Here is an 11,750-nt window from a genome sequence, read left to right as displayed (position 1 = left end):
ACAAATAAAACAGAGAAATTGCAGATAGAAAAAGCACAACCATCAAAGGTTGCCGTACAAACTACATCACAAACAAATGCAAGTAATACAAAAATAGATGTTTTTTGGATGATAGTTGTATTTCTTCTTGGTACTGCGTTTGGAATTGCTTTGATGGTATTGAAACCTCTTAAATTTACAAAAAAAGTAAAATTATTCAATGTGAAAGATGAAAAACTTTTACTTATGAAACTTTTACCGTTTAAAGATAAAGATGCAGAGGTACAAAAAATAGTAGATATATTAGAAGCAAATATTTACTCTTCTAAAAAAGAGCAGATAGATAAAAAACTCTTAAAAGAGATACTTAAAAAGTACGATATTTCTTAATCTAGAATATCGTATAGTTTATTTGCATGAGCCATCTCTTGATGGACTTTGTCCCACTCATCGTTTTGAATCTCTTCTTTGAGGTTTTGTAGCTCTTTTTCAAAAAGTGTTATAGCCTCAAGGAGATTTTCTTTGTTTTGTGCAAAAACATCCTCCCACATATATGGCGAGCTTTTTGCAAGGCGGCTCATAGAGCGAAAGCCCCCTGCAGCGAGAGCTAAAATATTATGTTTATTCTCTTGTCTGAGTACAGTATTTGCAATAGAGTAAGATATTGCATGAGGCATATGTGAGATAAACGCAGCATGTCTGTCATGATCATGTGCGCCCATAAAATACTTTTTCATATTAAGTGCTTTAAAGATTTTTCTTGCAATTTTTCGCTGTGTTGCGCCACTCTCTTCAAGGTCGCATAAAACGACCACTTTATTGTCATAAAGACCTTCTATGGCAGCCTTTGGACCAAAATTTTCTGTACCAGTCATGGGGTGTGCTGCAACAAAATTTTTACGGATGCTTGATGGAACTGAAGCGACTATTTTCTCTTTGGTACTTCCTAAATCTATAATGGTCGTCTCAGCCTCTACATCTTGCATATCTTGTAGTGCTGCAATAACTCCATTTACAGGAATAGCCAAAAAGATAACATCGCATTTTTTAATTGTTTCAAAACTAACAATCTCTTCAACGAGATCGAGTTCTATTGCATCTTTTTTATGTGTCTCATTATGGTCGTAACCAACAATTTTATCAATAAAATCGAGTTTTTTTAGTGAGAGTGCTAAGGAGCCACCCATAAGTCCTAGACCGATAATTCCTATGTTCATATGTCATCTTTATTTTTAATTTCATAATTATACTATTTTTTTACCTCCTATTAACCTCCAAATGGGTAAAATATTTATCTATTTTTATATATGGAATTTTAATGAAAATCTTTTTATCTACACTTCTTGTACTTTTTAGTGTTAATCTCTATGCACAAATTGTAAAGCAGATTAATTTTGATGGACTTGTACACATCTCCGAGCCAGTTGCCCTACGAATGCTTCCTTTTGAAAAAGGTGATAATATCAATGTAGAAAATGTTGATAAGGCGATTAAAATTTATTTTAATCAAGGCTACTTTAACGATATATGGACAAAGTTTAATGATGGAGTTTTGACATTTTATTTTAAAGAAAAAGCAATCATTTCTCAAGTAGCACTCAAAGGCTGGAAAGAAGATGATAAAGATATTATGGATAGCGTTGTTCAGATAAAAAAAGGGACACTTTATGATGAAGAGAAACTTGAAGCTGCAAAAAAACGCATTATTGAAGCTATATCACAAAAGGGAAAAATTGACTCTGTTGTTGAAATAGAGACAAAACATCTTAAAAATGGAAGCATAAAGGTAACATTTGTTGTAAATCCTGGAGAAGAGATAACCATTACAAAACTACAGTATAGTGGTGTAAAAGGTCTTGATCCTAGCGATTTCAACTCTGTCATAGCAAATAAACAACATCAGTGGATGGGTTGGTTTTGGGGTCGAAATGATGGCAAAATGAGCCTGCGTGATTTGGAATATGATAACCTTCGAATTCGTGATTACTATATGCAATATGGTTATTTGGATGCAAAGGTCAATCCTCCTTTTGTTCGTGTGAATTTTGATAATTATACTGCCAATATGAGTTATCAAATTTCAGAAGGAAATTCATATAAAATTTCTAAAGTCTCTATTTACCAAACGAAGCATGTTATAGCAGAGAAAAAGCTTACAGCATTACTCTCTATGAAAGTTGGAGATACCTTTAACATTAAAAAATTTAGAGCAGATTCTCAAAAGATTAAAACGGCAATAGGTGACTTGAGTTATGCTTTTGTACAGGTGGTTCCTGATTTGAAAAAGAATAAAAAAAATAAAACTGTGAATGTGATTTTTAAGGTAATGCCCGGGGATAAAGTAAAAATACGCAATGTCCTTATTTCAGGAAATACAAGAACACTTGATAGACTTGTCCGTCGTGAACTCTATCTTGGACCTGGCGATATGTTCTCTTTAACAGATTTAAAAGATTCGCGAAATGCATTAGGAAGATTAGGATTTTTTGAAAGTAATACTATTGAAGAGAAGAGAATTGATCAACATACTATGGATTTAATTGTTAAGGTAAAAGAGACACCTACAGGTAATATACAACTTGGTGGTGGATATGGAAGTTATGGGGGACTTTTACTTAGTGTTGGTGTGAATGACAGAAATATTTGGGGAAGTGGTATTAATGTTGGAGTAAAAGCTGAAAAGTCACAGACAACACAAAATTATTCATTTAATATCTCTAATCCGCGACTAAACGATAGTGACTTTAGTGGTAATTTTTCCATCTATCACTCTGTCTATGATTATAATGATTATACGGTTCTTAGCGATGGGTTTACAGTCGGAACTGGACATAGATTTTCTCGCCATATTAGTGGATATTTAGGCTATGGATACTCTGGAAACTCTTATGATTTTTCAAATACTTTAGATACAAATCTCACAGATACTTATTATTTTGAAAATTATACAAAGAGTAGTGTTACTATGAGTGTTAGCTGGGATAATACCGATGATTATTATCTTCCTCGTGAAGGATTTGTGCTCTCCCAAAGTTTTGAAAAAGCAGGACTTGGTGCGCAAGCAGATTTTCTTAAATCTAGAACAAAATTTGCGAAGTATTATGGTTTGAAAGATCTTGTTGGATTTGATGCTATCTTTAGATATAAAGCGAGATACAATGCAATCATTAACAATGGTTATATTCCTCTTGCTGAAAAATTTTATATGGGTGGTATTGGTAGTGTTAGAGGATATGAATCTTACTCTCTCTCTCCAACAATTAAAGATGCAAACGCAGCAGATGGTATAAGAAGAGTTGGTGGAACGCAAACATTTTCAAATAATTTAGAACTGAGTTTTCCTCTGCTTCCTAAAGCAAAAATGCGTCTTGTAACTTATCTTGACTGGGGATTTATTTCAGATAATATGACACCAAATTTATTGACAAACAGCATTGCAAGAGCAGGATATGGCACAGGTCTAGAGTGGTTTTCACCGGTTGGACCTATTCAGTTAATGTTTTCAAACCCTATCAATCCTCAATCAGGGGATAAGGTAGCACACTTTGAATTTACAATGGGACAAAGATTTTAAATTAGTTAAAAACTACTTTAAAATCTTCATGCTCACAATGGAGTTTATTGAGTGCATCTTTTGCAAGATAGAGATTGCGTTGAGAGTTTATATAGAGTGTACCATTTTCAAACTGCATGGTAAAGTCAATATTTCTAGGTCTATGACTTAGTAAAATAATACTAAGTGAAAGTAAAAAACTAAGCTGCTTCGTCGTATGTTGTTTCGGTAGGAGCGCAGCGTATTTTTTCAGATGGCTATTTGATGGCAGTTTGTTTTTAGCATATCTCGTAAGTGTTGCTATAAGCATAATATCTTTATGAGTGAACCCATACTCTAAAGCTGTTTGAATAAGATAATAAGTATGCTTGTTCTGCGAATAAAAATGAATACTTCTTCCTGCTGGATAAAGCTTTGCCGCAAGTGCAAGATTTATTCTATATTGTGGATGTATTTCAAAATAGGGTGAGGTCAGATCAAAAAGTTGTTTGCTTAATTGGGTAAGTTGATTTGAAAATGCTTTATCTTGAACATGTGCATCAAGTATATATTTTACAGAAGTATTGTAGTTATGGGGAAATTTATCTTTTGAATGTCGTAATAAATCATGAAGATAGACTCCCTCTCTGACACCTACCCCACTTGTAATAATATTTTCAATAGCAAGTTTTTTTAGTAGTCTTTGTAAAATTAGCGTTCCTGGTTTGATAACATCAAATCTATTTTGCTCTATATAAAGGTTTTTGAGCTTTTTTTCATCACTTTTTAGTACTTTATCAATAAACTTTTCAAAAACTTTTCGTTTGTATTCAAAAGCATGGAGTTTATTTAATGGATAGTCTGATTGTAAGAGAACTGCGTTTGAGATTGCACGAAATGTTCCACCAATTCCTATAAGCGTTTCAATCTTTTCATTAGGAATATTTTGAAGTTGTTTATCTATGTATTTTATGGCACCATCAATGTCATTTGTATCAAAATAGAGCTCTTTTAAGCGTACTGTACCGAGTTTTAGAGATGTTGTTTGAGAAACATTGTCTGCATCAATAAACGCAAGCTCAGTTGAGCCTCCGCCTATATCTATACTGAGAGCATTTTTTTGTTTTGGGAGGAGATTTGCGCATGCTATTGCACCAAAATATGCCTCTTTTTCTCCACTAATTACTTTTATGTTTAGTTTGAGTTTTTCTCTGACATGCTTTAAGAACTCTTGTTTGTTTGGAGCATCTCTTAGGGCAGAAGTAGCGACACATAGTGTCTTTCTTGTTTGAAAAGATTGTGCAATCTGCACAAAATCACGCAGGGCATCAAAAGTTCTTTGCATTGGTAGCTCTTGTAACTCACCACCATTACTGTAGGCATGCTCAGCTATGCGAACTTTTGATTTTTCTTCGTAAAGTAGATGAAAAGCAAAGCGAGAAGTTTTTTCATAGATGACCATTCTAACTGAGTTAGAACCAATATCTATGACTGCTACTCTTTTTGCCAAAACTTACTCTTCTAGTTCTAAGTTTTTGTATTTAAACTGCAGCTCGGCAATTGTCTCCACATTATCTTTATCTGGGACAATACAGTCAACAGGACAGACTGAAATACACGCTGGCTCATCATAGATACCAACACACTCTGTACAACGGTCAGGATCAATATAATAAATAGGGTCTCCCTCTTCTATTGCTATTGTTGGACACTCTTCTCGACATGCATCACATGCGATACACTCTTCATTTATGATTAAAGCCATATTTAAAAACCTTATATTTTATCTTTAAGTTATTCTGTGAGCGATTTATAACAAAATAAAGCTTTATTGTTTTTTAATTATACATGAAAGTTGTGAATTTAAACCTAAAGAGGCTACTGTTCCATCTACTCCGTCTGTTCTGTTTTTTATGCTAATTCTTGCTCCAAGAGCATCAGCTGCACTTTTTGCTAAAAATAGTCCTAGACCTACACCAGATTTGTTTCCTTGTCTTTTGAAGGGTGCAAACAGATCGACAGCATCATCGATACCACATCCCTCATCTATTACCTCTATAAGAAGCCCAAAATCATCTTGACGGCTTCTAAGTGTAACACTTTTTCCCTTGGGTGTAAATTTGAGTGCATTTTGTAAAAAGTTTTGTATGATTTGGTTGAGTAGGCTTACTTGAAGTAGTGCCATATAACCATTTGGTTGCAGGTCAATTTTAAGTTCTTTTTGCTCATTTACTGCTAAAAGTTTAAAATCATCTGCTTTTTGTTTGAGAATTTGGATTATATCCACCTCTGTAGGCTTGTCAAGTTGAGCACCCTCTTGTCGTCCAATATTTAAAATATTTGAGACAATAACATTCATCTCATCAATTGTTTTATTTGTAACCTTAAGTGCCTCTATATACTCCTCTGGAGTGCGTTTCTTTATGAGGGTGACCTGATTTTTTAGTTTAATAACTGCTAGGGGTGTTTTTAGTTCATGTGCAGTTCCTATAAAAAGTTCTTTTTGGTATTTAACAAAGTTTTGTATTCTTGAAATTAGCCTATTTATAGTCTCTCCAAGAGGTTCAAACTCCATTGGAAGTTCTTGGGTTTTGATGGGTCTCATAAGATGCTCATTCATATTTGAGAGCTTTTTACTCAGTGTTGTAATGGGGACAATTAACATTTTAGAGAGAGTAATCGCATAAATAATTACAAGTAGAAATCCTGCAATATTGATAATGAAAATATATCGAAGAATCTTATTTAAAAGTTGTTTCGTTGGTGTTATGTCTTTTGTAAGCTTGAGATAACTATTCGTCGATGTTTGAAAAGGGTAGATAATTGTGAGTTGAGTATGTTTTTTCTCTGTTTTTTCATAAACATTTAATTGAATATTTTTCTCTTTTAGGTGAATGATTTCGACGCTTAAAGAGAAAAGGCTACCTGAAAACATCTCTTCATTTGTTTGGTAGACTGATTTATCATTTACAATGTTTTGTGCATAGTGTGTTAGTTCATTAATTTTATCATCGTAAATAGATCTTTCAATATAAAAATAGAGAAGTGATGAAAATATAAGTATAAGCGTAGCAGATGAAAAAATGAGTTGTATAAGGAAATTACGCCTTATACTTTTTTTGGTAAACAAAATAAACCCCTTACATTTTTGTAAGGGAGATTATAGCATTAAACTTCTTTTGGAAAACAAAAACGGTACCCACGACGGCGTACAGTTTCAATAGTAGTAATGTTTAAAGGTTTGTCCATTTTTTGTCTAATTTGGTTAATAGCAACCTCAATTACATTTGGAGTAACAAGTTCGGGCTCTTCCCAGATTGCGTCAAGAAGTTGCTCTTTAGAAACAATTTGGTCACGATGACGAGCAAGGTGAGTAAGTACTTCAAAAGGTTTTCCTTTGAGTTCTATGTCAGTCTCTTTATAAGTGATTTTTTCTTCTTCAGGATTAATAGTCAAATCTTCGATTTCAATGATATTACTACCACCAAAACGTAAACGAGCTTCAAGACGAGCAATAAGAACATCAAAGTCAAAAGGTTTTCTGATGTAATCATCTGCACCAGCACGAAGTGCTTCTATTTCGCTCTCATTGTCATCTCTTGCAGAGACAACCACTACAACTGTTTTTGGAGTATTTGATTTTATTGAACCGATGATGTCAACAGAGTTTCCATCTGGAAGCATCCAATCCATAAGAACTAAATCGTAATTACGAATGTCAAGGTAGTATTCACCATCTTTGAGTGTTTCAACAACATCACTTTGGTAACCAAACTCTTTTAGCCCTTCTGCGAGCATTTTGTTTAATGTAACTTCATCTTCTATAATTAGAATACGCATTAATTGTTTCCTATTTCTTAAATATTTGTGGAATCATATCATAATTTTAGGTAACTTTAAAGTTTTATTCAATTTTTTTTAAAAAAAAGTGAAGTTAGGATTAAGAATCAAACTTGTAAATATTGGAGACACTTACCTTGCAATTGGGAAGTATAGAGGGTTTTGTGATTTTTAAATTGAGTAAAATAATATTTGAAAAGTTTATTTTTAGAAGAGCTGATAAATGTTCTAAAGCATCTTCAATAAGTAAAAATTTTTCTTTTTGCATTGTATCTTGAAGTAAGGCAGCAACATCAGCATAGTTAATAAATTCACTATTGTAAGTATAGTCAATTTCAAGATTAACTATAACATCTTGCTCTTGTGTTCGCTCAAAATCTAAAATTCCAATGATGCATTGAAATTTCAGATCTTGTATGTGAATTGTCATTTTAAACAACTCTTTTTTCTTCGCCTTTAACAACGCGAATAATATTTGGAATATGTTTATAAAAAAGAATAAATACTATGAGAACAACAGGCGCATGTGCCATTTGTGGGTGAATAATAAAACTAGCAATTAAAAGTGATAAAACGCCAGTAAGTGATGAAACTGATGAGATGCGCACTGTTTTTGCCATCACAGCCCAAACAACTAAGGCAATAATAGTCTCTAAAGGAAGCATAAACATCATAACACCCATTCCCGTTGCTACACCTTTTCCACCTTCAAAGTTAAGGTATGGTGAAAAACAGTGTCCTAAAACAGCCAAAACTGCTATGCCCCAGAGCGTTGCTTCACTTAATCCTACAAAATAGGCAATTGTTAAAACTAATACACCTTTAAGTGCATCGAGTGCTAAAGTTGCAATTCCAAGTTTTTTTGCCAATGCTGGGTTTGTCTCTTTGACAACTCTTAGTACATTTGTAGCACCAATACTTTTACTTCCGCTTGCTTTGACATCAACACCTGCAAATTTTTTGGCAAGAATAAGACCAAAAGGAATGCCGCCGACTAAATAAGCAGCTATAAAAAAGAGTGCATTGGGGTTTGTAATAAAATCCATATATTTTCCTATGTAATTAATCTTGAAATTCTACATCAAAAATCATTATAGACATATAAAGGGTATTTATTTAAACCCTTTTTTTGATATAATTCTCTCAATAAAATATATAGGATTTTTTTTGAAATATACAAATGAAGAGTTGAAACAAAAAATCTTTGAGTTAAAAGAGCGTTTGAGTGTTACTCTCGTCGCACACTTTTATCAGCGTGATGAAGTCTTTGAGTTGGCGGACATTACAGGTGATTCATTAGAACTTGCAAAAAAAACAATGAATGATGATTCAGAGTTTGTTCTCTTTTGTGGTGTTGCGTTTATGGGACAGAGTGTAAAAGTACTAAGTCCAAAAAAACGTGTAGTGATGCCAAAATTGGCTTGTTGTGCTATGGCTAGAATGATTGATTCACTCTATTATGATGAGTCCGTAAAATTCTTAGAAGAAAATGGTATTGCTAAAGAAAATATTTTACCTATTACATACATAAATTCAAACGCGGATGTTAAAGCAAAAGTTGGCGAGATGGGCGGTATGGTTTGTACAAGCTCCAATGCTAAATTCATTATTGAAACAGCACTTAAAGAGGGTAAAAAAATTCTTTTTGTTCCCGATAGATGCTTAGGGCAAAATATTGCCAATCAAATGGGACTTAAGTCCATGGTTATTGGACAAGAGGGTGATCCAAAAGAGGCAGATATAATTTGTTATGATGGCTTTTGTTCTGTGCATCAACTCTTTACGCTTGAAGATATTTCATTTTACCGTAAAAAATTTCCAGGAATTTTAATAGCAACACATCCAGAGTGTGACCCTGCAATTTGTGAGGCGAGTGACTTTGTTGGTTCTACTTCACAGCTTATCAAGTACATTACAGAGTTACCTGAAGAGCAAAAAGTAGCAGTAGGAACAGAGTTTAATATGGTAAACCGTTTGCGTCCAAAAAACACTTATATATTGAGTTCCACCAAACCAGAGTGTCCGACAATGAATGAGACAACACTTGAAGATGTTTACCTTACATTAAAAGCCATTGAAGATGGTTCACCTATTAATGAAATAGAGGTAGATGAAAAGACGCAAAAATGGGCAAAAATTGCACTAGAGAGAATGTTAGCATTATGATAGAAAGCTTTGTAAACGCAGCCCTGGCAGAAGATGTTGGTCGTGGTGACCTGTATGCGCTTGTTGAACCATCTGTTGCATCATCTGCAAAAATTATTGCAAAAAGTAATGGTGTAGTCGCAGGAAGAAAGTATATAGACACTTTGGCTAAGTTAGAATCTTTTGAGATAACATGGTTAAAAGATGATGGTGAAACTTTTTTGGTTGGTGATGTGATAGCTACAATTAAGGCAGATTCTCATACTCTTTTGCGTTGTGAGCGTACCATCTTAGATATGCTGCTTCATGCAAGCTCCATCGCTACTCTTACACGAAAATATGTGGACTTGATAGAACCATACAAAGTGAAACTCTTAGATACAAGAAAAACACGCCCAATGCTTAGGATATTTGAAAAATATGCTACGCGCATCGGTGGCGCAGTAAATCACCGTATGGGTTTAGATGACTCTTTGATGATAAAAGATACACATCTTAAAACTATTGACAATCTCGCCTCTTATATAGAAAAAGCAAGAGCTGTTATTCCCTTTACTGCAAAAATTGAGGTGGAAGCAGATACGCTTTACATTGCACAAGAGGCAATGAAAGCAAATTGTGACATAGTTATGTGCGATAATATGACTCCAGCTCAAGTGAGTGAGGTTACTGCGTTTAGAAATGAATATTATCCACATATTTTGCTTGAAGCGAGTGGAAACATTTCACTTCAGACAATAGTTTCGTATGCTAAAACAGGTGTAGATGCTATAAGCTCAGGATCTATGATACATCAAGCGAATTGGATAGATTTATCAATGAAAATTGATTAAAATATAACTCTTTATGGCTGACGACGCAGAAAAAACAGAAGAACCCACCCCCAAGAAGATAGAAGATGCCCGAAAAGAGGGTAATGTACCAAAATCTCAAGATGCTTCTGGGGTTGTTACTCTTTTTGTAGCGATTTTAGCTGTTTTGATGCTTTTTCCTTTTATGGCAAAGCATATGTTCGCACTCAGTAGCTACTATTTTTCTCTTATTGGCACTCCTTTAGATAAACTTTTTATGATTGATATTGCCATTGTTACTATAAAAGAGTTTTTATTAATGGTTATACCTTTAGCTACTGCAGTTGCTATTGCAGGTATTATTGGTGCAGTTGCACAGTTTGGTTTTTTGTTTACCACAAAGTCTATTACTCCTGATTTAAAAAAAATAGATCCTATTAAAGGAATGAAAAATCTTTTTTCTTTGAAAAAATTACTCGAAGGTGTGAAAGTTACACTCAAATCTTTTACAACTTTAGGGGTTGGTTTTATCTTCTTTTTTTACTTTATTATTGAACTACCGACCGTCGCTCTATTTGGCTTACATGACCAGTTGGAATGGCTCAAAGATAAAATGATGATTATTGCGTTTGTAATGCTCTTCATTATATTTGTCTTCGCCATTATAGATATTGTTATTGTGAGAAAACAGTATTTTGATGGGCTAAAAATGTCAAAACAAGAGATAAAAGATGAGATGAAAAATATGGAAGGTGACCCTCTCATTAAGTCAAAAATTAGACAGATTCAGATGCAGACTGCAAGAAAAAGGATGATGGCAGAGGTGCCAAACGCAGATGTTGTTATTACCAATCCTACACATTATGCTGTTGCAATAAAGTATGATGAAGATAAAGCTCATGCTCCTATAGTGCTGGCAAAAGGTGTTGATAATATTGCCATGCAGATTAAAAAAATTGCACGAGAAAACAGTGTACATATCGTGCAAAATCCACCACTTGCCAGAAGTCTCTACAAAGAAGTTGAAGTAGATCAAGCCATTCCAGAAGCCCTATTTGGAGCAGTTGCAGAAGTGCTTGCTTATGTGTATAAAATGAGTGGAGCTAGGCGTTGATAAGATGGAAATGGTTCTCTAGAGTTTAAGAAAAAAAATATGTTATGTTATAATTTGTATTGAATGAATATTTAACATCATATTAGACTTATATTAGAGTATGGAGAGTTAATGAGTGAAATAGATACTGTAAAAAAATTTATCTTTAACGATGAAGTACAAAATATGTTATCAAAGATAAATGATAATGTAATGGACTTCAATATTTTGGAAATTACAGGAATGGGAAGTCAAGAGATAAAACATTTTAATATATTGGATTTGTTATTTGCTGATAGTGAATCTAAAGTAACATATAAATTATCAGAGACCAAAATATGAATAAAATTAAAATCAGAAAATAGATAAT

At 33.6% G+C, this 11,750-nt stretch carries 12 protein-coding genes and 1 pseudogene; 6 read left to right on the top strand and 7 right to left on the bottom strand.

The window, feature by feature from the left end:
• Positions 1 to 369: pseudogene (locus MVY38_RS04605) on the top strand (oxygen-tolerance protein); the annotation flags it as partial.
• Here MVY38_RS04605 and MVY38_RS04600 read toward each other — a convergent pair.
• On the bottom strand, positions 366 to 1,196 hold the full coding sequence (locus MVY38_RS04600) for a prephenate dehydrogenase (protein ID WP_297483986.1): 831 nt from the start codon (positions 1,194 to 1,196) through the stop codon (positions 366 to 368). The pseudogene MVY38_RS04605 and the gene MVY38_RS04600 sit on opposite strands and share 4 nt — an antisense overlap.
• A gap of 101 nt (positions 1,197 to 1,297) precedes the next feature.
• Here MVY38_RS04600 and bamA point away from each other — a divergent pair, with 101 nt between their 5' ends.
• Positions 1,298 to 3,553 (top strand): outer membrane protein assembly factor BamA, encoded by a 2,256-nt coding sequence (gene bamA, locus MVY38_RS04595; protein ID WP_297483985.1) that lies wholly within the window; start codon positions 1,298 to 1,300, stop codon positions 3,551 to 3,553.
• 1 nt (position 3,554) lies between these two features.
• Here bamA and MVY38_RS04590 read toward each other — a convergent pair whose 3' ends face one another.
• The 6 genes from MVY38_RS04590 to plsY form a co-directional block, all read right to left on the bottom strand.
• Positions 3,555 to 5,021 carry a Ppx/GppA phosphatase family protein gene (locus MVY38_RS04590; RefSeq protein ID WP_297483984.1) on the bottom strand — a complete coding sequence of 489 codons (1,467 nt, stop codon included), beginning with the start codon at positions 5,019 to 5,021 and terminating at the stop codon, positions 3,555 to 3,557.
• A gap of 3 nt (positions 5,022 to 5,024) precedes the next feature.
• Positions 5,025 to 5,276, bottom strand: coding sequence for a YfhL family 4Fe-4S dicluster ferredoxin (locus MVY38_RS04585; protein WP_297431587.1), 252 nt, complete (start codon positions 5,274 to 5,276; stop codon positions 5,025 to 5,027).
• A gap of 63 nt (positions 5,277 to 5,339) precedes the next feature.
• On the bottom strand, positions 5,340 to 6,641 hold the full coding sequence (locus MVY38_RS04580) for a HAMP domain-containing sensor histidine kinase (protein WP_297483983.1): 1,302 nt from the start codon (positions 6,639 to 6,641) through the stop codon (positions 5,340 to 5,342).
• Positions 6,642 to 6,679: 38 nt separating this feature from the next.
• Complete coding sequence (gene hsrA / locus MVY38_RS04575; protein ID WP_297483982.1) at positions 6,680 to 7,351, bottom strand: homeostatic response regulator transcription factor HsrA; 672 nt, start codon at positions 7,349 to 7,351, stop codon at positions 6,680 to 6,682.
• A 100-nt stretch (positions 7,352 to 7,451) separates the two neighbouring features.
• A complete protein-coding gene (locus MVY38_RS04570) occupies positions 7,452 to 7,781 on the bottom strand; it encodes a dihydroneopterin aldolase (RefSeq protein ID WP_297483981.1) in 330 nt (109 codons plus the stop codon).
• Position 7,782: 1 nt separating this feature from the next.
• Entirely contained in the window at positions 7,783 to 8,397 is a 615-nt protein-coding gene (gene plsY, locus MVY38_RS04565) for a glycerol-3-phosphate 1-O-acyltransferase PlsY (protein ID WP_297483980.1), read from the bottom strand.
• Positions 8,398 to 8,518: 121 nt separating this feature from the next.
• Here plsY and nadA point away from each other — a divergent pair, with 121 nt between their 5' ends.
• The 4 genes from nadA (at position 8,519) to MVY38_RS04545 (ending at position 11,722) form a co-directional block, all read left to right on the top strand.
• Positions 8,519 to 9,517 carry a quinolinate synthase NadA gene (gene nadA / locus MVY38_RS04560; RefSeq protein ID WP_297483979.1) on the top strand — a complete coding sequence of 333 codons (999 nt, stop codon included), beginning with the start codon at positions 8,519 to 8,521 and terminating at the stop codon, positions 9,515 to 9,517.
• Positions 9,514 to 10,329, top strand: coding sequence for a carboxylating nicotinate-nucleotide diphosphorylase (gene nadC, locus MVY38_RS04555; RefSeq protein WP_297483977.1), 816 nt, complete (start codon positions 9,514 to 9,516; stop codon positions 10,327 to 10,329). The genes nadA and nadC overlap by 4 nt, the downstream gene beginning before the upstream one ends.
• Before the next feature lie 13 nt (positions 10,330 to 10,342).
• Positions 10,343 to 11,401, top strand: a complete 1,059-nt coding sequence (gene flhB, locus MVY38_RS04550) for a flagellar biosynthesis protein FlhB (RefSeq protein ID WP_297483976.1) — start codon at positions 10,343 to 10,345, stop codon at positions 11,399 to 11,401.
• A 111-nt stretch (positions 11,402 to 11,512) separates the two neighbouring features.
• Complete coding sequence (locus tag MVY38_RS04545; protein ID WP_297483975.1) at positions 11,513 to 11,722, top strand: hypothetical protein; 210 nt, start codon at positions 11,513 to 11,515, stop codon at positions 11,720 to 11,722.
• Positions 11,723 to 11,750 lie beyond the last annotated feature (28 nt).

Origin of the sequence: Sulfurimonas sp. (genome assembly GCF_027056685.1) — a bacterium.
Lineage (GTDB): Bacteria > Campylobacterota > Campylobacteria > Campylobacterales > Sulfurimonadaceae > Sulfurimonas.
Note: the sequence above shows the minus strand (reverse complement) of the source record. Positions and strands in the feature narration are given on the sequence as shown.